At 40.8% G+C, this 23,855-nt stretch carries 25 protein-coding genes; 10 read left to right on the forward strand and 15 right to left on the reverse strand.

Annotated elements, in window-relative coordinates:
• Nucleotides 1–38: 38 nt before the first annotated feature.
• Nucleotides 39–704, reverse strand: coding sequence for a glutathione S-transferase (locus DFP80_RS10375; protein ID WP_113916729.1), 666 nt, complete (start codon nt 702–704; stop codon nt 39–41).
• 252 nt (nt 705–956) lie between these two features.
• Here DFP80_RS10375 and DFP80_RS10380 point away from each other — a divergent pair, with 252 nt between their 5' ends.
• The 6 genes from DFP80_RS10380 (at nt 957) to DFP80_RS10405 (ending at nt 7,944) form a co-directional block, all read left to right on the forward strand.
• A complete protein-coding gene (locus DFP80_RS10380; RefSeq protein WP_113916730.1) occupies nt 957–1,706 on the forward strand; it encodes a helix-turn-helix domain-containing protein in 750 nt (249 codons plus the stop codon).
• 151 nt (nt 1,707–1,857) lie between these two features.
• Nucleotides 1,858–2,835 carry an ABC transporter substrate-binding protein gene (locus DFP80_RS10385; RefSeq protein WP_113916731.1) on the forward strand — a complete coding sequence of 326 codons (978 nt, stop codon included), beginning with the start codon at nt 1,858–1,860 and terminating at the stop codon, nt 2,833–2,835.
• A gap of 14 nt (nt 2,836–2,849) precedes the next feature.
• Nucleotides 2,850–3,869 (forward strand): FecCD family ABC transporter permease, encoded by a 1,020-nt coding sequence (locus tag DFP80_RS10390; RefSeq protein WP_241560265.1) that lies wholly within the window; start codon nt 2,850–2,852, stop codon nt 3,867–3,869.
• Nucleotides 3,866–4,909: a FecCD family ABC transporter permease gene (locus tag DFP80_RS10395; protein ID WP_113916733.1), complete on the forward strand. Its 1,044-nt coding sequence runs from the start codon at nt 3,866–3,868 to the stop codon at nt 4,907–4,909. Before DFP80_RS10390 ends, DFP80_RS10395 begins: the two co-directional genes overlap by 4 nt.
• Nucleotides 4,906–5,715 (forward strand): ABC transporter ATP-binding protein, encoded by an 810-nt coding sequence (locus tag DFP80_RS10400; RefSeq protein ID WP_113916734.1) that lies wholly within the window; start codon nt 4,906–4,908, stop codon nt 5,713–5,715. Before DFP80_RS10395 ends, DFP80_RS10400 begins: the two co-directional genes overlap by 4 nt.
• 123 nt (nt 5,716–5,838) lie before the next feature.
• Nucleotides 5,839–7,944, forward strand: coding sequence for a TonB-dependent siderophore receptor (locus tag DFP80_RS10405; protein WP_113916735.1), 2,106 nt, complete (start codon nt 5,839–5,841; stop codon nt 7,942–7,944).
• Between the two features lie 247 nt (nt 7,945–8,191).
• On the opposite strand, the gene DFP80_RS10410 is transcribed toward DFP80_RS10405, so the two are convergent.
• Together DFP80_RS10410 and DFP80_RS10415 are read right to left on the reverse strand one after the other, a co-directional pair.
• Nucleotides 8,192–9,103 carry a DUF6933 domain-containing protein gene (locus DFP80_RS10410; protein WP_113916736.1) on the reverse strand — a complete coding sequence of 304 codons (912 nt, stop codon included), beginning with the start codon at nt 9,101–9,103 and terminating at the stop codon, nt 8,192–8,194.
• A gap of 244 nt (nt 9,104–9,347) precedes the next feature.
• Entirely contained in the window at nt 9,348–9,761 is a 414-nt protein-coding gene (locus tag DFP80_RS10415) for an HPF/RaiA family ribosome-associated protein (RefSeq protein ID WP_113916737.1), read from the reverse strand.
• 125 nt (nt 9,762–9,886) lie between these two features.
• Between DFP80_RS10415 and nhaR the strand changes: the two genes are divergently transcribed.
• Together nhaR and DFP80_RS10425 are read left to right on the forward strand one after the other, a co-directional pair.
• The gene (gene nhaR / locus DFP80_RS10420; RefSeq protein ID WP_113916738.1) at nt 9,887–10,783 is read left to right on the forward strand and encodes a transcriptional activator NhaR; all 897 of its coding nucleotides are present in this window, start codon (nt 9,887–9,889) and stop codon (nt 10,781–10,783) included.
• Nucleotides 10,784–11,623: 840 nt separating this feature from the next.
• Nucleotides 11,624–12,547, forward strand: coding sequence for an Abi family protein (locus DFP80_RS10425; protein WP_113916739.1), 924 nt, complete (start codon nt 11,624–11,626; stop codon nt 12,545–12,547).
• 68 nt (nt 12,548–12,615) lie between these two features.
• On the opposite strand, the gene DFP80_RS10430 is transcribed toward DFP80_RS10425, so the two are convergent.
• The 10 genes from DFP80_RS10430 to DFP80_RS10470 all read right to left on the reverse strand — a co-directional run bounded on the left by DFP80_RS10430 (nt 12,616) and on the right by DFP80_RS10470 (nt 20,034).
• Nucleotides 12,616–13,866: a secretin GspD/PilQ domain-containing protein gene (locus DFP80_RS10430; RefSeq protein WP_113916740.1), complete on the reverse strand. Its 1,251-nt coding sequence runs from the start codon at nt 13,864–13,866 to the stop codon at nt 12,616–12,618.
• A complete protein-coding gene (locus DFP80_RS10435) occupies nt 13,844–14,911 on the reverse strand; it encodes a zonular occludens toxin domain-containing protein (RefSeq protein ID WP_113916741.1) in 1,068 nt (355 codons plus the stop codon). The genes DFP80_RS10430 and DFP80_RS10435 overlap by 23 nt, the downstream gene beginning before the upstream one ends.
• A gap of 9 nt (nt 14,912–14,920) precedes the next feature.
• Nucleotides 14,921–15,292: a DUF5455 family protein gene (locus DFP80_RS10440; RefSeq protein ID WP_113916742.1), complete on the reverse strand. Its 372-nt coding sequence runs from the start codon at nt 15,290–15,292 to the stop codon at nt 14,921–14,923.
• A 2-nt stretch (nt 15,293–15,294) separates the two neighbouring features.
• Nucleotides 15,295–16,794, reverse strand: a complete 1,500-nt coding sequence (locus tag DFP80_RS10445) for a hypothetical protein (protein WP_113916743.1) — start codon at nt 16,792–16,794, stop codon at nt 15,295–15,297.
• Nucleotides 16,795–16,864: 70 nt separating this feature from the next.
• Nucleotides 16,865–17,104: a major coat protein gene (locus tag DFP80_RS10450; RefSeq protein ID WP_113916744.1), complete on the reverse strand. Its 240-nt coding sequence runs from the start codon at nt 17,102–17,104 to the stop codon at nt 16,865–16,867.
• Between the two features lie 106 nt (nt 17,105–17,210).
• Nucleotides 17,211–17,309 carry a tail virion protein G7P-2 gene (locus DFP80_RS21075; RefSeq protein WP_220150918.1) on the reverse strand — a complete coding sequence of 33 codons (99 nt, stop codon included), beginning with the start codon at nt 17,307–17,309 and terminating at the stop codon, nt 17,211–17,213.
• A gap of 2 nt (nt 17,310–17,311) precedes the next feature.
• Nucleotides 17,312–17,491 (reverse strand): hypothetical protein, encoded by a 180-nt coding sequence (locus tag DFP80_RS10455; RefSeq protein WP_113916745.1) that lies wholly within the window; start codon nt 17,489–17,491, stop codon nt 17,312–17,314.
• Nucleotides 17,492–17,493: 2 nt separating this feature from the next.
• Nucleotides 17,494–17,775 (reverse strand): single-stranded DNA-binding protein, encoded by a 282-nt coding sequence (locus DFP80_RS10460; RefSeq protein ID WP_113916746.1) that lies wholly within the window; start codon nt 17,773–17,775, stop codon nt 17,494–17,496.
• Between the two features lie 42 nt (nt 17,776–17,817).
• Entirely contained in the window at nt 17,818–19,743 is a 1,926-nt protein-coding gene (locus DFP80_RS10465) for a replication endonuclease (protein ID WP_113916747.1), read from the reverse strand.
• Nucleotides 19,744–19,845: 102 nt separating this feature from the next.
• Nucleotides 19,846–20,034, reverse strand: a complete 189-nt coding sequence (locus DFP80_RS10470) for a helix-turn-helix domain-containing protein (RefSeq protein WP_113916748.1) — start codon at nt 20,032–20,034, stop codon at nt 19,846–19,848.
• A gap of 248 nt (nt 20,035–20,282) precedes the next feature.
• Here DFP80_RS10470 and DFP80_RS10475 point away from each other — a divergent pair, with 248 nt between their 5' ends.
• Together DFP80_RS10475 and DFP80_RS10480 are read left to right on the forward strand one after the other, a co-directional pair.
• Nucleotides 20,283–21,005, forward strand: a complete 723-nt coding sequence (locus DFP80_RS10475) for a helix-turn-helix domain-containing protein (protein ID WP_113916749.1) — start codon at nt 20,283–20,285, stop codon at nt 21,003–21,005.
• 10 nt (nt 21,006–21,015) lie between these two features.
• Nucleotides 21,016–22,044, forward strand: a complete 1,029-nt coding sequence (locus tag DFP80_RS10480) for a phage integrase (protein ID WP_113916750.1) — start codon at nt 21,016–21,018, stop codon at nt 22,042–22,044.
• Here DFP80_RS10480 and DFP80_RS10485 read toward each other — a convergent pair.
• Nucleotides 22,016–23,122 (reverse strand): helix-turn-helix domain-containing protein, encoded by a 1,107-nt coding sequence (locus tag DFP80_RS10485; RefSeq protein WP_113916751.1) that lies wholly within the window; start codon nt 23,120–23,122, stop codon nt 22,016–22,018. The two genes, DFP80_RS10480 and DFP80_RS10485, sit on opposite strands and share 29 nt — an antisense overlap.
• On the reverse strand, nt 23,115–23,774 hold the full coding sequence (locus DFP80_RS10490) for a hypothetical protein (protein WP_113916752.1): 660 nt from the start codon (nt 23,772–23,774) through the stop codon (nt 23,115–23,117). The genes DFP80_RS10485 and DFP80_RS10490 overlap by 8 nt, the downstream gene beginning before the upstream one ends.
• Nucleotides 23,775–23,855 lie beyond the last annotated feature (81 nt).

Genomic DNA, 23,855 nt, shown 5'->3' on the forward strand with positions numbered 1-23,855 from the left:
AAGAGGCTCGCTTTACCCACTTTACACGTAAGAAAAATTTACAAAGTCGTAAAACTTCCCCCTTTTGCAATGGCTTTTTGATAGGCAGGTTGCGCTTCAATTTGTTTGATAAAGCGCGCGATATTAGGAAACTCAGACAAATCTAACCGTGTGCTCGACGCTTGTAATGGAAAACTCATCTGAATGTCTGCAGCTGTTAATTCCTCACCAACAAACCATGTGTGCTCACCCAGTGTTTTCTCAATAAAAAGCATCTGCGGTTTAATACGAGGCAAAATGAATTTTTCTTGAACCTTATCGGTTAATGCTTTTGCAATGGGCTTAATAAAGAAAGGCATTGGACTTTTTGGTACTTTCATCATTACCAGTTTCATAACTAACAAGGGCATTAAAGACCCTTCAGCGAAATGCAGCCAATAGCGATAATCCAATAACGCTTTGCCATCCGTCGGTCTCAAACGCTTTTCCGTATCATACTGATCCAACAAATACTCAATTATTGCACCAGACTCAGCCACGGTTAACTCATCATCCGTAATCACCGGAGACTTACCCAGCGGGTGAATTGCTTTTAATGATTCTGGTCCAGAAGCCGTTAACGGGTCGCGTTTATATTCAACAATCTCATAGTCGAGCTCAAGCTCTTCCAATAACCATAAAATACGTTGAGAGCGAGAATTTTCTAAATGATGAAGCGTAATCATATAACCTCCTTTAAATGGCTGTATCAGTAATGATACCAACGCGCTTATTTTTTATACCACAAGTTATACGTGTAAAATGCGTAAACAGATGACGATGCCTAAAAATAGATACGTAAGAAAAACCAATCTCAGAATTCAAGACCCATAATGCCGACTTTTTAATATAAACACGCATTGACTCTAGAAATCTCCATGTTTGTTCGTTAGCCTAGAATACCAACGAGCCTCTCTTTTTATGATTATGATTAAGCGATGAAAGATACAATTCAACTGACATCGTCAGCACCAAGTGACGATTTAGCCCTCTTTATTGAAAGCTTTTGGATGATAGAAAACCCAAGCGATAAAGACGAAGAACTATCAACCTTCCCGGATGGTGGCATTGATTTGTATTTTTTCCACAGCGCTCAATACCCGCTACACGTTTCCCTTGTGGGGTTAGAAACAGGCGCAAGCATGGGCTCTATGCCAAGCCATTCAAGACTGCTTGGCGTTAGATTAAAAATATTAGCCGCTGAATATTTATTAGACATGACTGTCGCTGATATCATCAATGATCGAATCACGCTCAACAATGGCTTTGCAGGAATCAATCAAGATGACTTATTTAGCTTCGACACGTTTTGCGAAAAGCTAAGCTGTTATTTTAATTCACAATTAACCGCATCGATCGACCCTAGAAAGAAAATAATGTCCGAGCTTATTTATCGTACTAAAGGTGCGATAACGGTAACGGAAATAGCCAAATCAGCTAATTGGAGCAGTCGCCAAATAAATCGCTATTTTAATAAATGGCTTGGCTTAGCACTAAAAAGCTACTGCGATATTTTACGTTTTCGCAACAGCTTCGACACGCTAAAAATGGGAGAATTATTCCCTGAAGAAGGTTTTAACGACCAATCCCATTACATTAAATTGATCAAAAAATATTCTCATCTAACACCCAAGCAATTGGCTCAAGATGAAAATGACCGATTTGTACAATTATATTCAGAAGATTAGCCCTATCATTTCCTCAGCTTAATATCCGATTACGAGATACATCTTGTGCTGTGTTTTCAAAGCCTCACTTCGGCTTAACACAACCTTACTTTGAACGACTGTAAGTCTCGTGTTTTTTCATCATGTTTAATTTGTATGGCATAAAACAAATATGAAGATGATTATCATTATTGCTTTTATTTTTACCTTTACAACTCAATCTTGGGCGTCTGAATCGTCTCCGTTCCCTATTACAATTCAGCACGCCTTTGGCTCGTCTGTAATTTCACAAAAGCCTAAGCGAGTCGCAACAGTGGCGTGGGCAAACCACGAAGTGCCATTGGCGCTGGGCATTGTGCCCGTTGGTTTTGCAGCGGCCACCTTTGACGACGATGACGGCGATGGTGTGTTGCCTTGGGTAAGTGCAAAACTTAAAGAATTACACGCAAAAACGCCTGTGTTGTTTGATGAAGGTGACGGGGTCGACTTTGAAGCGGTCGCCGCCACCCAACCCGATGTGATTTTGGCGGCCTATTCAGGCTTAAGCCAATCCGATTACGACACACTCAGCATGATCGCCCCCGTGGTCGCATTCAAAGACAAACCTTGGTCAACCAACTGGCGCAGCATGATTCGAATTAATAGCGCTGGATTGAGCATGGCAAAAGCAGGCGACGCACTCATCTCCAGCATTGAGGCTCAAATTGCCAAACGCGTCGCTCAATACCCAGAATTAAAAGACAAATCCGCCATGTTTATCACACACCTAGATCCAACAGATTTGAGCGTGATACGCTTTTACAGTGCCAACGATGCTCGTGTTAACTTCTTTAATGATTTAGGGCTTCACTCTCCACAAAGCGTGACAGACGTCAGTCGTGATGGTCAATATTCCGGTGAAAGTAGCATTGAAAAAATAGACGATTTCAATGATGTCGATATCTTTGTCACTTATGGCAATAATAAATTACTCACGCCGCTAACCGCAAATCCGCTCATGTCAAAAATGCGCGCCATTAAAAATGGCTCGATTGTCCTACTTGGTAGAAACCAAATGGCAACTGCGGCCAACCCAACGCCCTTGTCGATTACTTGGGTACTAGATGATTACCTGAAAGCCCTCGCTGCAGCGGCTCGTAACGCAAAATGAATAAAGGTAACACAATGGACAAAGCACCTTTATTCAAAAAAAAACCTGCCGCTCGATCTATGGCACTTTTCTGCGTCTTCGCACTGTTGTTTTTGTTATGTATTTCTTCCATTGCCATAGGTACTAGAGACGTCTCCTTGCAAGAAGTTTTAGGCGCACTTCAAGGACAAATAGACACCATGGGCGAAGCGTCGGTCAGCATGCGCATACCGCGAACCTTGCTGGCAGTGATTGCTGGTAGTGCATTGGGCCTGTCTGGCGCGATCATGCAGAGCATAACGCGAAATCCATTAGCAGATCCTGGCATTTTAGGCGTCAATGTTGGTGCAGCTTTTTTTGTCGTCATTGGACTTGCTTGGTTTGGCATTAACCAACAGCAAAGCTATGTTTGGCTCGCTATTTTGGGGGCAGGCATAACCGCCATATTTGTCTATGTTATTAGCTCGTTAGGCTACGGGAAATCCACACCGCTCAAGTTTGCTCTTGCTGGGGCCGCCACGTCTGCAGCCTTGTCCTCATTCACGGTGGCGGTGGTATTACCCAGAAACGACATTGCAGGCGGCGTGAACTCTTGGCAAATCGGCGGTGTCGGTGGCGCTACCTTTGGTAGCATACAACTTGTCCTGCCATTTCTTGTCCTTGGTATTTTACTCAGTGCATTGGTTGCGAGAAAGCTCAACTCACTAGCGCTGGGAGACGACATTGCCGCAGGATTAGGAGAAAACGTCGCTTGGGTTCGTATCATCGCTTGGTTATCAGCGGTGTTACTGTGTGGCGCCACCACCGCAATTTGTGGCCCGATTGGTTTTGTTGGGTTAGTTGTTCCTCATTTATGTCGACTTCTCGTTGGAGTTGATAACCGCTGGTTGCTGATTTTTTCAGCCTTGACCGGCGCTTGCTTATTATTAACAGCGGATGTTTTGGGACGCATTATTTCAAGACCAAGTGAGTTACCTGTCGGTGTCGTAACCGCATTTGTTGGCGCGCCCTTTTTTATCTGGATTGCCCGCCGCCAACGGGTGAAAGAGCTATGATAAATAACACAGAAAGTACCTTCACTCGGGTAAAAAATGGACGTAAATACCGATCTGTTCGATGGGCCCGTCTTGTTGTCATTCTTGGTTTTATTGTCTCAGTCGCTTTTTCCATCACCTTGGTTCTGGGTCAATCCTTTACATCACCAAGCGATGTATTGAGCGTGTTGCTTGGCCACAAGCTTCCCGGCGCGTCTTTTGTCGTGGGTCAACTTCGTTTACCTCGAGCGGTCATTTCCCTGCTTGTCGGCATGAGTTTCGGCATGGCGGGTGTGGCATTTCAAATTATGCTGAGAAACCCGCTCGCCAGCCCCGATATTATTGGCGTAAGCGCTGGTGCCACAGCGGCGGCGGTATTTGCCATTACTATGCTGCATTTAGATGGCGCTAGCGTGGCACTTTTTTCCATCAGCATGGGCTTACTCGTTGCCCTATCGATCTACGGTTTATCATACCGCAATGGCGTCACTGGCACTCGGCTCATTCTTATTGGCATTGGTGTCTCCGCGATGATTGAAAGCATTACTGTGTATTTGCTGTCGCAAGCTCAATCATGGGATCGACAAGAAGCCATCCGCTGGTTAAGCGGCAGCGTCAACTCTGCGCAATTGAGTCAAGCCCAGCCATTACTTATTTCATTATTGCTATTTGGAGGCTTTTTATTGAGCCGATCCCGGGATATGGAGGCGCTACGAATGGGCGATGATACAGCGCAAGCGCTCGGCATTAACGTCAACATGACGCGTATTACCGTAATGGTATCCGCAGTTGGGCTCATTGCGGTCGGTGTCGCCATCACAGGTCCGATTGCATTTGTGGCCTTTTTATCTGGACCGATTGCCATGCGGCTGATCAAAAACAAGGGGGCGCTGCTGCTTCCATCCGGTTTTATTGGTGCCTGCTTGGTTCTAACAGGGGATTATATCGGGCAATTTTTGCTACCCAGTCGTTACCCCGTTGGCGTTATTACAGGCGCATTAGGCGCGCCTTACCTTATTTACCTCATCATCCGTGTCAATCGTAAAGGAGGCTCTCTATGACGCTTCACCATCAGCTTATCGTGAATCACCTTTCTGCTGGGTATGATGACAAAATCATTCTTCAAGACATAAATATAAACATCGAAGCGGGTCAGATCACCTCAATTATTGGCGCAAACGCCTGCGGAAAATCCACGCTATTACGAACAATGTCACGCTTAATGTCACCCTCTCAAGGCCAAGTTTTACTCGACGGTAAATCGATACATAGCACGCCCTCAAGGCAATTAGCCCAAACACTTGGGTTACTTCCTCAGTCACCCATTGCGCCAGAAGGCATCACGGTAGGCGACTTGGTAAGCCGAGGACGACACCCCCATCACGGCTTCATCTCACGCTGGAATAAAGCAGACGATAACGCTATCGCCAAGGCTTTAGAAACTACTAAAACCACCGAGTTAATGGATCGGGAAATAGACGAGTTATCGGGCGGACAACGACAACGAGTATGGATTGCCATGGCGCTCGCGCAAGAAACGAGTATTTTACTGCTCGACGAGCCAACCACGTTTCTGGATGTCGCGCATCAGATGGAAGTATTGGATTTGTTGATCGATTTAAACCAACAACAAGGCACCACCATCGTTTTGGTTTTACATGATTTAAACCTAGCTGCTCGATATTCAGACCAACTAATAGCCATGAAACAAGGCCAAATTCACGCCTATGGCACGCCGACAAACGTCATCACGGAAGGCATCATCCAATCGGTTTTCGGTCTACACAACCAAGTAATACTAGATCCCCTTTCCGGACATCCTATGGTGCTACCAATCGGGCGTCACAAAATCACCAAAAACACTTAAAGAAATAGAAGGCTTTACCCTGACAAAAAGCACTTGGAGAAATTCAATCGATTTAAATGATCAATAACCATTAACAACAGCGTTTCTATATTTATTTGAAAGATTCACTATGAGGAACCTAGAATGAAGAAAAAAAGCACCATGACTTTAACATTAAAACAAAACCACTATGCCAAAACCGCGCTTTTCTACTGCTCAATCATAACGCCCGTCATTGGCTACGCAGAAGCAGACACAGATGAAGAAAGCGAAGCGTTTCGACTGTCTCCGATTATCGTTAATGATCAGGTTCTAGCAGACGATGATTCAGAGTCTGTTGTTGCTAAAGAGCTTTGGGTCGGTGGCAAAGTCGCCACCAGTATTCTGGACACTCCAGCTTCTGTATCTGTCATCACAGAAAAAGAAATTCATCAGCGCAACGCTAGCACCACAGAAGAAGTGCTTGAATACACACCAGGCACAGTAACGGGTTATTACAGCACCGATGACCGAAATGACTACTTTCAAATTCGCGGTTTTAGCGCGACTACTTATCGTGATGGGCTCACACTTGGCTCTATGAGGGGCATTAGAGAAGACGCTTATGCCTTTGAACGAGTCGAAGTTATTCGTGGTGCGAACTCTACGTTATTCGGCCCTGCCGACCCAGGTGGGTCTATTAACTTCGTCAGTAAACAGCCCAAATTTGATGAGTTCGGAAATGCCTACATTACCTATGGTTCCAATGACCATAAAGAAGTTGGAATTGATGTAGGCGATACACTAAATGAAGACGAGACACTGGCGTATCGATTAACTGGTAAAGTAAAAGACAGCGATAGAGAATACGATTATTCTAAAGACGATTCTCAATTCATCATGGGTGGCCTTTCTTGGGAGCCAAATGACGATACCAGAGCAAACTTGGTCATAGACTATCTCAAGACCGACTCATCACCAAACAGTGGCGGCTACCCTGCAGGAAAAAAATACGACAGTAGTCTATTTTACGGCGAGCCAGAATATAATTCCCACGATGTAGAGCGCACCAATATTAGCGCTCAAATTACTCACAGCCTTAACAACCATTTCAAAGTCATTTCAAATTTGCGATACAGTGATGCCGAAGACAGCTTTGGTTATTTATATCTAAGCAAATATTCTAGCGACACATCAGGCACTACTATGGGGCGTGACTATTATGGTCAAGACTCCAAGCTAGAACAGTTCAACGGCAATCTATTAGGGCAGTACGATATAAGCTTCGACTATATCGACAGCAGCACAGTATTTGGTATCGAGTATCAAGATTCGACAACAGACTCCACCACTTACTATGGAAGTGCTTCAAGTATTGATATTAATAATCCAGTTTATTCTGGCGCTCCTTCAAACACGCCAGTCTACGGAAACACAAAAACTGATTACCAAACAAAAGCTGTATTGGTTCAACAAAACTTCGCATTAGACGATAAATACATCCTGACTCTTGGCGCACGACACGACGACATTGATGTTCGTCAAATGAACTATTTAACCAGTACTAAGTCATCAAATGACTTTTCAGAAGACACCTTCCGCTCCGCCTTCACATACAAATTTACCGATGAAGTCTCTGCCTACATCAGCCAAGTAGAATCCGTAGCACCACCATCGGCGACGAGTACAAAAATTGTCCGTGGAGAACAACTTGAAATTGGCGCAAAGTATTCTCCAAACAATATAAATGCCCTGTTCTCTGTGGCTGTTTATGACCTTGAAAAAAGCAATGTAGAAACCGCTTCTTTCCAAAGTAGTGGCATCATTCGTGAAACCATTGGAAAAAACCGAGTGAAAGGCATTGATCTAGAAGCAAGAGCCGAATTAACTGAACGCTTAAGCGTCTCTGGTGGTTACTCGTACATGGAACCTAAAATAACCGAAGATGATAACTATGAAGGTAAAACGATCTCATACACACCGAAACATTCGGCTTCCATCTGGGGGCACTACACACTTGCACGCCAAGACATGTCTGTCGGTCTAGGGGCTCGTTACATTGGTTCCTACTACTTCAGCAATACCAATGATGCCAAAAGCGAAGACGCTGTGATCGTTGACGCCTCTTTTGGTTATGACCTAACAAAAGCCACTCAACTCTCTATGAATATTAGCAACTTGTTTGGCAAAGAATACGTTGCAGGATCAGGATCAGCCGACTTCTACAACCCTGGCCGAGACATCACAGTCACGTTAAATCACAGCTGGTAATCCCCGCGGTTATCGCAATTAAAGATGAATATATTCTCTTTTTTAAACCAGAACGCAGCGCGTTCTGGTTTTTTAATTTGAAAAGTTCACTTCGAAAACAATCTCTTAATGGTGCCGCTTATCACTGATTCAAATACAGTTCCGCCATACTATCCAGACGGTTTTTCACGTCCCCCCAGTTAGGTAAAACTTGAGTGAGCGAACGACAAAAAATGCTCACTAGGATTGAATTCAAGAGTGCGGCAATTTATCGCTTCTTCTGATACGCAGAGAAGTCAATAACATTGTCTTTGTGTTTAACGTTTTTCGATTTCACATTTGTTGGCTTAGCATTTTTTTGATTCAAAGAGCCTTCACCTAGATGTGTAACGCCAGCGGGTAAGGATTTTAGCAATTCGGCAAGCGCTGCGTCGGCAGCCTTGTTATCCGTGTCGTCTTCTAACAGGTTATCTAGTGAGAAGGTTTGAAAATAGTTTTTCGCTTCCAATAAATTCGGTGTAATGATTTTTTCTGGATCACGAGAATACGCATTGAGCCATTGCAGTAGAAAGGCTTGAACTGGATAGAAGTGATTTTTTTGACCTTTCGCTGTACGGGGTATTTCGCCAGTAAAGAGGTTAAAGTCGAGTAGGTCTTCTTCCTCTTCGAGCATAAAGTTTTCATAACAATGACGCTGTAAATGCCAAGACACATCATTAATATGAGCTTGCACACTGCGATCGTTACGCTGGTAAAACACCGCGCCATTACCTAACTCATGGCACGCTTCTAACGATGCTGCAATATCTTTTACGTTCATATTATGCGGCGCGGTAATGCCCATAATGTTCAGATACAAATGCCCTTCGAAATCGTTTAAAAAGCCTGCTACATCGCCTTTTTTTGGTGCTAACATTGTCATGCAATAACGGGTTTTGTAATCCATCACCAACACGTATTTTTTGCGTTTCACCGAGACACAATGTACCAACCAATGCCAATCTGTATCGTACGCCTCGGTGAGCCCTAACCGATTAGGAAACACCACACCATCTTTTTCTTGCTCAATAGATTCAGCAATAGTTTTGTGCGGTGAAGCTTCTACACAGGTGCGTTTTTCGCCTTTTACCGTAGAGGTGAATAATGCCACCGCAGCTTTAGTACAGTTAAACACCCACATGCATTTGTCTCCGCTTTTTAATTTTTCACTTATAATACAACGCGGCTTTTGCATAAATTACCGCTGGATAAAATCGTTGAAAAAACAAGTTTCACAACATAAATGCTGAGAATTAAGCCTCGCAACTCTTTTCATGTCAACCTTGCAGGCATACTGCGCTCTAAAGCAAAAAAAGGCGAACCAGTTATCAGGTTCGCCTAAAGCGGTTGTTGCTCCTATCGGTTCAGGGAATCAAGATTACTACTCAAACATGTTGGTAATAGCCATATTCATTTTCGTATTCTTCATAGATATCACGTGACATTTTCTTCTGCGGTCTCATTTTATGAAAAGCGGCTTTTAGACGCGTAGCTTTGTGTTGTAATCGCTCGATACGTCGTGTCACAGTACGGCTTGTTCGGCCAGCAGCGCTGTCTATTGCAGAATATAGATCGGCTTGTTGTTCGCTAATGACCACTTCTTTCTGGCCGTTAAGTTTGACCAAAACTTGGCAATGTTTGTCTTCACCGCCTTTAGGACCGTTCACGTCGGTAAGCGTGACCGTCACTCGTTGAATATTGTCATAACGGGAATTCAAGGCAAAATTAAGACGACGTTTCACATACGCTTTCAGGCTTTTAGTCAGAGCTAGACGACGTGCTTGTACTTTGATTCTCATCTTGTTCTCCTTCACTCATGAATGAGTAAGTTATGTTGGAAATTTCAAGTTACTAACAAAAACTCATAAGATATAATCGAATTATTTATGTAAATACTCAGTTTTTTTCGAAGTGTTGGTGAAATATGATTAATTTCAAACATTTGCATTATTTTTGGATGGTGGCGAAACAAGGCAGCATTACAAAAGCCAGTGAACATTTGCACATAACACCGCAAACCATCAGTGGACAAATCAGCTTGCTAGAAGAGCAACTGGGAAAATCCCTATTTAGCAAAGTCGGACGCAACCTAGAATTAACGGATACCGGCCACATGGTATTAAGCTACGCCGATGAAATTTTTTCCTTGGGTAGCGAGCTGGAACAATCGGTACGAATAGCATCAACTGATAGAACACAATTACTGCGCGTTGGTATTGCAGATTCAATCCCAAAATCCATCGCTTATCGACTATTAGCTCCAACCATGGAGCTAGAAGACCCTATACGACTTGTCTGCAAAGAAAACAGTTTAGAAGATTTATTGGGCGAGTTAGCGCTACATAAATTAGACATGATTATTGCCGATGGTCCGATTCCGGCTCACCTAGCAGTACGTGGCTTCAATCATTTTTTGGGGGAATGTGGAACATCTTTCATGGCAGCCCCCAATTTAATAGCGGAGGATGAAATTGGCTTTCCGGTTTGTTTAAGAGGCGCGCCATTTTTAATTCCCAGCGACCAATCGTTAATACAAATTCAGCTTTTACATTGGCTTGAAAAACATCATCTTCACCCAAGAATCATGGGGGAGTTTGACGACCGAGCACTAATGAAAACGTTCGGCCAAGCCGGTGCGGGCGTATTTATTGTCCCTTCCGCTATTGCTATGGAAGTGGCGAAGCAATTTCAAGTCGAGATTATCGGCAGCACCGAAGAAATACGTGAACAATTCTTCGCTATCGCTACCGAGCAACGCTTATCCAACCCCGCTATAGTGGCCATTACGGACGCGGCGAAAGGCTGGCTAAAGTATAAATAGCAGTTCTTTATAGCCTCTCAAACATATCTGACGGCTTTATAACGCAAAAATACATAAACATAATATATTGAAAGCAAATAAGTCGTTTACTAGACCATCAAGGTTGGTCTACATACTCAAGAACCTTACCTTTAAAATAGCGAAGCCAAATACGCTTAATATCTGCAGCAAAAAGGGAGACAAATAATCGGACCATTTATCACCTAAAAAAACCGCCAACAAAAAAATAGCCACGCTGCAGCAATGCAATAACGGTTTGTCTTGGCTTAGTTGCTTAAGTATTAGTTGAAAAACAGTATTAATCGAAAAAGTAACAGAGCATTATTAGGCATAGATGAAAGGCAATGAACGTACAATAAATTGAATTAATTTAAGAAATGGTACGCCCGAGAGGATTCGAACCTTTTTAAAATCGCTACTAATGAGTAACAATGAGCTATAACGAGCGTATACAAAGGGCTGCGTCTTTTCTAACAGCTCATTGCAGCTCATAATTGCTCTATTTCGTAGTCATGATGTGGACACTATCAGTTTCTCAATATTAACATAGTGTTTTTTTGGTTCGTCTTGAAAAGACAAAACCCCAGACTCTATAAAAGAATCTGGGGTTTTGTTTCTTGTGCCGTTGTGTTGGAAATATCAAATATTTATCTGAAAGGGTTCCACACTAGCTTGTTTACTCTCTTAATGCCGTTGTACTAGATGTATTGAAAGCTTTTTCATAGGGATCTGCACGAGCTGTGTTAAATATATTAACATTAATGTGCAATGTCAAGTCTACAGAAACATAGATATATGCTAGTCTCTCATGACTCTAGAAAAGCAAGGTAGCTAAGGTAGATGCCGAAGACAATCACTTACTCGAATGTTAAAAAATATATATCTGCTCCTAGAATAGGAACTTATGAAAAATTCTTTACTGATCATTCATCAGAAGAAGTCTATGGTATTTACTTATGGAACAAAGCCCTATGTGGAGCGATGTATCCACTACTGCAAGCAGTTGAAGTTGCCTTACGTAATGCAATCAATACATCTGCTGTACAAGAGTTTGGAACCTATTGGTACGACAAAATCGCCCATCACCCGCATAGGGGGAGGGATAACTATAATCACACTAATTTAGTTAATAACTTTGAAAAGGCAAGATCGACTGTAGTTAAGCAGTTAAATAAGAACAGACGAGCCTCAAGACAGCCCCTCCTACCTTCGAGCCATCAACCAGCATTCGATCTAGTTGTAGCTGCAACTGATTTTAGCACTTGGGAGTTTGCATTACACAATTGTCACTTCCAAGTTGGGAATAACTCTTTTCTTTGGCCAAAACAAACCAAAAAAGGTTTTAAAAACTGGCCAGATCAAAGCTCTTTAGTTACGCACACTTACTTGTATGACACTGTAGCTGAATTGAGGCCATTCAGAAATAGGCTATCTCATCATGAACCTCTCTGGAAAGGGGTTGGCGTAACAACTGAACAGGAGGCTCTGAAATTTGTTAGGCAAAAGATTAAAAAAATTGAAGATTTGCTAGATGTAATGTCAAAAGACAAGACGAAGTATCTTAATATTCAGAAGCTAATAACAAAGGCAAAACATCACGCATCAACTGATATGCTTGATATATGCCGATATAGAGCCAAAGGAAAAACTCTTACCATCCGACATAAGAAAAAGATAAGAAAAGTTTTACTAGATATAAAAAAAGATGATGGACCAACACTGCTAAGTTATGCGGGAAGGAAATACCTAGTCGAATCAATCTAAATTAAAGACATTTATATTGTCATTTCTTGCCCCAAACCACTGCGTGGCAGGAGCAAGAAATGACAATATTAAAGCACCATTGTCTTAATAAACACCATCAATTCCTTCTGGGAGTTGTTTTCACTTTCTGACTTAAACAACCTACCTAAGTATGGAATATCCATGAGAACAGGCACTCCAGTAACGGACTTTCGTGTCTCATTGGAGATAAGTCCACCTAGTGCTATGGTTTCCCCGTCTATGACTCGTGCTACGGTTGAGATAGATCGTTTATTAGTAACAATGTCTCTTGCTTGAGCATTGCTTGTTACACTTGATGACTCTTGCGAGATCTTTAAAATAACTTCCCCTGAGCCTAGTACATGTGGCGTAACCGATAGACTTACCCCAACGTCTCGACGTTCGATAGATTGCGTTTGAACACCTCCGTCAGTTGTTTGGGTTGATACTAAGAATGGTACGTTTTGACCTACCGATATATAGCCTAGTTCTCTATCCATTACCAGAATATTAGGTGTAGAAAGAATCTTGGTTTTTTCGTCAGATACGAGCGCTGAAATCAAACCTGTAAGGCTTCCCGCTGATCCTAAAGGGGCGTATCCGCCTAATGTTAATGCTCCCAAACTATTTGATTGAGATGTATTCGTTGTCGCTTGTACCGAAAAACCATTTTTGGATAAGGATGATCCGAGATTAACCCCTAAGTCTTCTCTATCAGATACGTCCATTTCAAGGATAATGGCCTGTATCATGACTTGCTTAATGTCTAAATCAATTTGAGATACAAGGCCATCCAAAGCCGCAAGCTGAGCTTTAGTTGCAATCACCAATAGTGAATTTGAAGCTATGAGTGGATCTACGGAATGCCTTGATACAATGACGTTTAAGGTTTCTTTTTCTTCCGTACTTGTTGAATTTTCAGCATTAGCCGAAGACAGAATCATATTGAATAGTGTCAGAGCTTTTGTGTTTCTAATATGCTTTAACGCATACACCTTGACATCAAGAGCTGGTAAGTCAATTTGCGAGTTTGTATCAATGGATACGATCAAATCATTACTCTTTTCTTCAACACTGTAACCGTTTGCGGCCATTACTTTTTTAAACAAAGGAATAAGGTCTTGATCATCTAATTTGCTTACGTTGATTGATATATTACCTTCAACCGCTTTGCCTAAAATGATGTTTCTTTGTGTCTGTTCAGACACCCATGTAGCAAAGTCTGCAAGAGGTGATTGCTTTATAACAAAAGGGGCAAGCGGGTAAGCTTGAACAGTCGAGCACAGCAATAAAAGACTAATTACAATAAACCGAAACATAGTCGTCTCCTTTTGTGATTAGTGCTTCACAGGCACCACGAGATTTTACGGTGAACCCTTTTTTTCTGAGCAATTCAGCCGTGTGTTTTTTGCCGTCAGTATCGATAAATTGATAATTCGACAGTTGACCAGGGAAGTTAGCAAAACCTGAAATAGACCACTTTGAAAATTGCTCTCTCAGTGGCTTAGTTGGCTCAACCATAACGGTTTCAGTCATTGGTTTTTCTTCTTTATCTGAGGTGATTTCTAATAGGACAAAACAGGAAATCATGCCAAGCGCCAAACAAAAAAGGCGTGACCATTTCCTAAAATAAATTTTGGTAATGCGCATAATATTCCTTAAATTTTTAGGCACTGAATATCGACCATGAGTGTAATAAGGGGGAAGTACGGAATAGACACCATTGTCATAATGATCAGTAAACATTTGCTTAGTGTCGTAGCTTGAATAAAGCGAGATACCGACTGTTACCCATGTGTCTACTTTTAATGCTGTGGGAGAATCACCATAACGAATGATGCCAAGATGAACTTTAGGAAGCGGTATTTTCCCTCCTGTCATGATTTTAAATATCAACCCAATAAAAGGAATGTTTGCCCTGTCTGTTCGACGACAATAAACAACATGCTCAGCCAGTGCTAAACGTGCTTGTTTATCTACTAGGCTCAGATCTTGAATAATAAAAATGATATCCCAGCCTTTTTTACGGGCATGGAGTAACCAATTAATAACAGCTTGGCGACCTTTATCTGCCCATGTTCGAGAGTTAAACCAAGTACCACACTCATCTAGAACTAAAAGGCCATTTAAGCTTTCATCGTAGGTCCTATTACCTACTCCTAGAGCCTCTAAGTCATATATTTCTGGCTTGTCTGGAACTCTATAAAGGCGGGTATTTTTCTTATCTCTTCCAAGCATGCTCTTAAGATTAATATCTAAGTTGGTAGCAACAGGAAGCCCTTTATTCAGCTTGTCTCTGATTCGACCAACTGACACTAAGCTCTTACCTGCTCCTAGTTTTCCTGTAACAAAATAAACAGCCATAATGCGCTCTTAATTCCCTGAAGAGTAATATTCGATAAAGCGTACTTGCCATTGCCATACCCATTTAATGGTGTGAGCAGAAACGAGTGCAGAAATACAAATGGGCGCATTATCAGGAACGACAAGACTCATAGCCTGAGAAAATAAAGGGGGAGCAACTAACGAGATACTAGATATAAGAGTTTTAATTAAAGCGATCATGCCAATAGTGAGGGAAGCGATAGCCGCAATAACGCCAAGTTGTGTCGCCGTTCTTGCAGTAAACCACTTAGCAAAGAATGCTATGAAGTTCCCGAAAATAGTGGCAAAAAAGGTGGCTAATGCAGGTAACCGTAAAAGAGAGCCTACAGAGGAAATTACAGGTAATAAGAAAGCAATCATAATTAGTTTCCTTCTTGTCGTGGTCGAGCACTTGAAACGATTATTCCGATTAAACTTTGAACTGTATAAATAGCTAAAAGGAACCCAAATATGGCTTTAAATTTGTCTGAGAATTCACAAGATAAGGTGAAACTATAGGGTTTAGAGGTATCGCCAAACGTTAAAGGAACACACTCTTGAGGTTGTGGAATGACATTTAAAATAGGGTCGAAAACGCCCTCTAAAACACTACTGTCTAAAGGGGAAACACTTTCTATATCACTGATCTCAGACTTGATGGTTTCCAGTGAGGATTCATTCTCGCTATCAAAAAGGCTTTCCAGAGAATCCATCACAGACGTAATAAAATCACTGGTAATACCATGTTCACCTTCGCAGTTTTGAGCGTCCGTGTTTGGGTCACATGACTCCAAGTTTTCCAACTTAGAAGAAATATCAGAAAGTTGACTAGAAAGAATGGCTGTACCTGAGTTAACCGATTGATTAACACCATTAACTGAACCAACAACATCATTGGTGCTATCCGATAACCCGTCTAAAATAGTCGAAGATGATTGATCAACGGAATCCGTAATACTTGATGATGCATTGTTGACTGAATCAACAACAGAGCTCGAGCCATTATCAGCTGAATTCCCTTCGCTTATCGCAGACTCAATATCAGATAGTGACGCCTCTAAGTTTGTTTGAGCTGAATTAATCGCTTCTATCGTTCTGTCAGTGTTAGATTCAGCAGAGCTAATACCGTCTCGGACAGCCCTTTCAACATTGCCAAAATCAGACCTTAACTCTAAACCTATTGCCGCTGCTAAAGCAGAAGGATCAGAATTTCCAGAAGTGATTGGAGCTTCTGGGCTCAATGGATCGTTGTATTCATTACCATCAGCATTGCCACCATTATCTGGATGGTCTGGTGAAGAGGTATCTATTGTTTCGCATGCGAAATCAAATGCATTAGGGCTTTGATAATTAAAAGTGAAAGTAGAGGAATTTGAAAAGCAATTTGCCTGACTTTGTGCGTAGTTGTAGCAAGTATCGTAATCGGTACATACAGAACTGGTAACTGGACAAAATGAAGTAGACTCTACATATGAACCATCAGTACATAGTTTAGGGGTTGGACGATCACAATAATCTTCATAGCCGTATACATTAGGTGGGTAGCCATCTTCACACATTTCAACAGGAGGTTCATAATCAGCCTGACAAAATTCTAAAGTAGAGTCACTGGAACAAGTAAGACGTGAAATAATCCAACTATTATATCTACTACCAGATGAACGGTAGCAAGTCATTTCATAAGAAGAATCACCAGAAGCAAGTAACTCATAAGTTGCACAATAACTTACAGAGGCGTTTACCTTAGTTTGTATTTGTTGAGCAACACTACTAGCTGAGCTACCTTCGATATTAAACCCCTTCCAATAATATTGAGTATCGTCAGCGTTAGCTGTATTAATGAACAACAATACCAAGAAAAAATTAATAAAGAATTTGAACATTCGATTAGACCAAAGACAATTTAAGGAGTGAGGGAGCAAGAAGCTCCCCCTAAAAAAGTTCACGTGCTGATTAAGTCGCTTTGCTAGTGAATTTCTTGAACAAGTTAATTCCAACCCCAGCAACCGTAACTGTTGCAACTACAGGCCAAGCCCAAGTAATCATATCGGTAGCAAATGTACTTACTGAGTCCACAGCTGCTTGAGCATCAACAGGTAACTCTGCATGAGCACTTGAGATAGATACCGCAACTATTGAGCTTGCTACAGCGACTTTGCTTTTAACCTTATTTACGAATGATTTAATTTTCATGATGTTGATACCTCAACTAATTTTTTGAAATATAAAATTATTGAACCAAACGCCCAACCTAGGACGTAGGCAGTAATCAGGGACGAAATAACAAACTCTGTATCTGTCATCGTTGTCCCCCTTTAATTGCACCAAGCCCAAATGCAACAATGAGCGAGGCACAAAAAATCAAAAGCCATAGGCCTTCGAATTCTTCTGTAGACATAATCAGCTAACCTTTCTGGCTGTGATTTTTTCAAATAAATCGGTCATAAATTCACAGAGTAAATGAACATTAATTTGAACAGCAAACCCTACAAACATACCTATAAGCATCCCCTGAACGGTGGAAGAAAGAACAATAAAATTGAGAGCTTCAATGAATATTTCTTGGTTTTCTGGAGTCATAGCTAACCCGCCTTCTGCATTGGTGCAGCTTTATTAAACGGTACGAGATCAAGCTGGAAAGGGTTAAGCTCTAGGTTCTTGTAACGGCCAACCTGAAAGGTTGATAAAGCTAGGCTGTATTCACCAATTGGCTTGGCTTCAGCTGGATTACGAATTGGGATTTCTATTTCTTGAGGGAACGCGCCCCCCATATCGGCATAGGCGACTTGGTAATAACGAGCACCGTTCTTTGTATTACGAGTTAATGCAGCGTGATGACCTTCAATGATAGATATTTTCAACATAGTTATTTCTCCGTTATTTTCGTTTGTGTGTACTGCGTAGAGTTATTGAAACAAGTCCAAGGCTCCAGACTTCGTCTGTCGCAAAGGCGCTCTTTGCCGCGCGGGCAGAACCCCACTCTTCGAAAACAAGTTTTCATCAGAATGAGGTTTTGAAATTTGTGTGTGGTTCATGTCGTAAGTGTTTTGTTTACAGATCTCAGATATAAGATCGACAACACCTGTCATAATTTTCTGACGAGCTAATTTGATTTCTTCAGTATCTTTTATTTCCCAAAAGTTGATTCGGCTAAGAACGGTCATACCTGCATAGAGCACACCAATGACTCTATCTTTTGCATCGTCACCGTATCTTGTTTTAAGAACTGGAATTATTTCACCAGAGTCTTTGTTTAGCTTGTTGCCTTTACCGTAAGCAATCGAAGCCACCTGTTCTTTTCTTGGAACAAATGGACCACCCATAGCCATAACAAATGCAGCCCAATCGCCATCTTTTGCGGCTTGTCTAATCGTTTCTAAATGACCTTCTTGCTCTCCTAATCGTCTGAACTCTCTATATAGCTGCACGCTAGTCACTCCTAGTCTTTGAAACTGTCTGATGCCGTTATCTCTTGCCCATGTTTCTATTTTTTCAGCACTTTCATATGGGTTTGTTTGATGCCAATCTTTATGTGTATCGGTCATGTGTATTTGGTTATCGATCATGTAGCCATCGACGTTTTTACATATATATTTGATGACATAGCCAACAGCTGAATACTCACGACCTGTTACAGGGTTAATGCCTTCTTTGATTCGTTCAAAAGTAATACGGCGCTCACTTGCTCCTTTTTCATCAGGATCAGTACGAAGTGCGTATTCAGTAAGAATTTCTTTTAAACGCTCATAGTCATCAGGGAATATAAAAAGAAGTAGGTGCCAGTGAGGCGTTCCATCGTGATGTGGTTCAGGTACTCGAAGGCCAAAATATTGGATGTTGTTTCGTTTAAGCTTGGCTGAGGCAGGTTGCCAAAATTTCTTAAGCAAGTAGTTATGACCGTCTTTTGGGGTTGATCCATCCCACTTAGGATTAGGAATGACTTTAATGACCTTCCCTTTTTTATCAGTAATTTTGGTCATACGGTGCATCGCTGAATGCAAAGTAGGAGTAATAAAAACCCCCATCATTCCCAATGATTTGGCTAGAAGCTCTTGCCCTTTTGTTGTAACAATTAGCTCTGTACGCCGATGTTTAGGGTTAGATGTTGATCGATCAGAAAGATCTAAAAGAGTCGCTTCGTAGCCATCTTGATTCACTGCTATTTGGCTTTCTAAGTAGGCTTTGTTGTTGGCTTTACGCTGCTTATGTCTTTTTAGGGATAAATCTGATGAATAAGGCGAGCGCAAGTAATGAACCTGACGAAGGTCTCTACAAACGTTTTGAAGGGTGATTTTTTGCAGTGACAGCAGTTTACGTTTCCAAATGCGATAATCTAGAAAGCGATTAATGATTGGCTCTAGTTCAAGGTCGTCAAAAGCAAAATCAAGATTATATTGCGCAGCCAGCTTGTAGCAATAATCAACTACAAAGGCATGGTTGGCCGGATTATAAACTTTTGCTTGTCGGCATTTATTAGAAAGCGCTTTGGACAGGTCTTGAAGGGATTCGGGAGACGCACATAAACTGAAACCGTTGACTGTGAGCTTTTTATCAAGGTCTAGAAAGCGTCTATTGGCTTTAACATAACCTTCTTTTTTCGCTATATCTTCATACTCAGCACGAAGCGGAGAAGCTAACGCCGAATGTTTTGAAATGATCTTGTCACGAAATGCTATACACTCTTTGGTACCAAAAGAGTCGATCGTAGACGAAGCCTTATTAGCGCCATCGTGTCCCGTGAATGATTTATCACCGAACATAGGGGTTTTGAGCTTATATAAGGTCGCTTTAGGCGCGACAAATTGCAAATGACTCGCAGAATGGGATAACATTCACGTGTTCCTTTTTTAGCGATTTGGGACAAATAGCGGAAAGTTGTGTTACAGCACTTCTTTCCACGGAGGCCATACTCAGTTACAGCTGGTATGGCCTTTTTAATGTTCAAGTTCCATCATTTCCTGTGTCAATTTGGCGACATTTATTAGCCGCCTCTTCCCTATTTTTACGGTAGGAATCAATCCTCTATTGATCCATGCTCTGATCACATCAGGTGAAAGCCCAACTAACTCAGAAAATTGTTCCTGAGAAACTATTGGCGATGTAAATAACACCGTATTACTCATGTCCACTTACCATCTGATCATCAATTTGAACCTTCATCACACTCTCCTGATGTTTTTCATAACTATAATCTAAGCCATAATAAAAAAACAAGACCGGAAACCACATCTTTACAGTATAAATAACCACATATAAAGGTGGTTTTATTCATTTTATTTTATTTTTAAAAGAAATGTGCTATTTTCATAGTATCAAACCAATAAAAACAACATTGAATGGTGGTTTTTAAAGAAGTTACTGGAGGTAAGTAATGTCTATATCCAAAAGGCTTATAGAGCTCAGAAACACACTAGGTCTAACTAGAAAAAAATTCTGTGAAGAAATAGGCGTATCGATTAGAACAATTGAAGGGATAGAAAACGGAGGAAATACACCACGTAGTGACCTTGTCGAAAAAATAGTGACAAAGTGGCCCGAATTCGGTCTTTGGTTGATTTCTGGTTCATTAGAATTTAGATCAGAGCAGACATGCCCGAATATCATACATAAAAAGCAAATAAATATTGTGGAATCATGCGACCCTAAATTTATTACACATGGACTTATAAGCACCAGATTAATTGAAGATAGTGAAATAACCTTCATCCAGAACCTAGGCAACCCTTCTCAGTTAGCAGCAATCTTGAAACTAGAAGAAACAACCGTCTACGCACTAAATTCTACAAGACTGAAAGATGGCTTTATATGGCTTAATGAAGGCGTAATCAGTTTCGATAAAAGCATTGATGGAAGAAACTACCTACGAAGTTTACGTGAGAAGTTAAGCGCCTTAAATGAAGAAATAATTTCATCTTCAAAATACAAAGGGCTCTCACCTAATGATTTTGAATTGGCTAAAAATCAGGGAGTTATATTATTCGAATCACTTCAAAACGTTCAAGACAATAAATTACTAAAAAGTTTCGAGGAGTGGAAAAAGGGAGGTAATTATATATGGCCTGAAAATATAGAATATACAACTATTACAAGGTAACCCTTAAAAAGTGACTATAAAAAAAATAGATAAGAAGTGGCTTGTTGATATCTATCCGCATGGTCGGGAAGGAAAACGTGTAAGAAAGAAATTCGATACACGCTTAGAAGCACAAAGATACGAAAAATATGTGCTTAATAAGTCGTTTGATGACAAAGACTGGAATCCATCTAAAGAGGATAATCGCAGGCTAGGCGAGCTTATTGATATTTGGTTTCAGTCTCATGGTCGCTATCTCAAAGGAGCAAATCCAAGACTAAGAACACTCAAAAACCTAGACATTCGACTAGGCAGTCCAATTGCTAAAAAAATCAGCCCTACTAATTACATGTTAGAGCGCTCTAGCAGGATAGAGTCTGGAGTCACCGCCAAAACGTGTAACAACGAACTCGGTTATCTCAACGCTATTTTTAATGAGTTAGAACGGACACAAGTAATCACCTACAGCAATCCTTTGAAAGGTGTCCGTCCAATTAAAATTAGTGAGAAAGAACTTAGCTGGCTTACATCCGAACAAATCAAAGAGCTGTTATCTACTTTAGACAAGATAGGTAATGAGCATGTATGCCTGATTACGAGGGTATGCCTATCAACAGGCGCTAGATGGAAGGAAGCAGAAGGCTTGAAAGCCCAACATATAAAAAATGGGCAAGTGGTTTTTACAGATACAAAAAGCAAGAAAAATCGCGCCATTCCAATAAATGAAGCATTATTCAAGCAACTTGAAACGCATATGAAAACTCATGGTAGGTTCTTTGACTGCATCAAATCATTTCGAAAATACCTCAAGACAACCAGTATCAAGCTACCTCAAGGACAATCTTCACATGTCCTAAGACACAGCTTTGCAAGTCACTTTATTATGAACGGTGGCAATATACTGACACTACAGAAAATTCTTGGTCACTCAACAATCATAATGACAATGAGATACGCGCATTTGGCGCCTGAACATTTAGCAGAGGCTGAAAAATTCAACCCACTAACTAAATGTTCAGGAAGAAGGAAGGCTAAACAATATAGAGTTGAGGCTTACTGAATGAAGCTGTGTTTTGCGTTTTTTTGATGGTAGCAGAGCTTGAGCTAACAACAGAAAACTTAAAAAGCAAACTGCTGATTTCATCGACTGGGAGCCTCAACTCTCTTGCTATATCAACTATATAAACTCTATTTTTAGACAACTCAGTTAACAAATTCTCTAAAAGAGTTGATTTTTCACGTTCTATACCTATTGGTTCATTTGAGCGATAACCCATCTTAGATAGTTCAATTATTAGGTTTCTATATTGCCATTCTGTTAAGTGATCTAAAGCTTTTAAGCGATAAGTTAAGGCCATAGCCGAAACTCGCCAACGAGATTTAACTTTAATAATCTCATTAGCGGTAATAAAACGGGGCACATTAACTCGAATACTAGACTCCGGCATTAAAAAAGCGGAAGCAAAGCGATCTGCTTCTTTCTCAATATCATTACCTTTATTCTCTGAGTATCTATGCATTAATAAATGCCCCAACTCGTGAGCACAATCAAACCGACTTCGTTCAGGTGTCTTTTTGGTATTAAGAAATACGAATGGAATACCACCTTTCCAAAATGAAAAGGCATCAACCTCTTGGGCATTCTCACTTAATGAAAAAACTCTTACACCATATGCTTCTAATAAATTAATGAGATTTGAAATACTTTTATCACCAAGATTCCATTCCGCTCTTATCAGGAGTGCCACTTCTTCAGGGGGAAAGCCTCCATAATCTGGAATATTTGAATGTGGTAGATTAAATTTCCTCTCAAAATAGTCATTTAGTAAGATACCAATTCTACCAGCACCCGTAGCCGCATTTTTCTGTGCGGCTCTTAATGTTTTCAACGATCTAAAAGCAACAGTTTCAAACTCTAATTCTTCTATAGAGTCTTGATAGAAAAAGTCTTTTGGAAATGCAAGAGCACTTGAGATTTTATCAACTGTAGTCTCTGTAGGCTGATAATCATCTGGAAACTTTTCATATAAAGAAGCCATTTTTGATGATATTCCACAATGATCAGCAAGAGATTTATAAGTCATCTTTCTTCGCTCTCTTGCTAATTTCAATCTGCTTGCATTAAATAATTTACTCATTTTTTTTACTTATCACCGGTATTTCAATTGCTTCACTAAATTCTGACTCTGAAAGAGTAGATGTTTTAAGGTTATCTAAACTTACTGTGCCTAAAAATATTCTCGTTTTCCAGCCTTGTATTTTTGATTTCTCATTCAAAAATACAGGTAATGATAATTCTGCTCTAATCTCTTTAGCAGACTTATCAACATGATAAATCAGAACCCAAGTTGTATTATCATCAACTGGACTTGATAAAAACTCATTACTATCAAACAATTCAAGTTGACGTCTATTTTGTTCTAAGAGTCGATCAAAAGCACTACCTTTATCATTCTTAGAGAGCAAAGATTGCGCGTTAATCTTGCCTACAGCACTGTTACCACCAGTACAGACAATTGAAACACCAAAATCCTTACTAATAGTTTTATCTAAACCTGCCTCATATAGGCATTGCCAGCCCTTAGGAACCAAGAGTTCACGTAGAGAGCGTACTATTTCAAACCACGCAGAAGAGCCAGAATGAATTACTGGATGGTACTTAGTGGAAGAGCCATATGCGAAAGCAGCTTGTTGAACAACTCCCATTAACGCCTTTTTTGAAACACCAAAATTATTTTCTAAATAATTATGAATTACAACTTCATCATCTAAAAATTGAACCGCGGACATATTTTTTACTCGTATTGTGAAATGTCCGATTATTATACCACAAATGAGGGAGAAAAAACGGAGTTTTTTATTTTCCATCAA

Origin of the sequence: Marinomonas rhizomae (genome assembly GCF_003315485.1) — a bacterium.
In the GTDB taxonomy this organism is placed as follows: Bacteria; Pseudomonadota; Gammaproteobacteria; order Pseudomonadales; family Marinomonadaceae; genus Marinomonas; species Marinomonas rhizomae.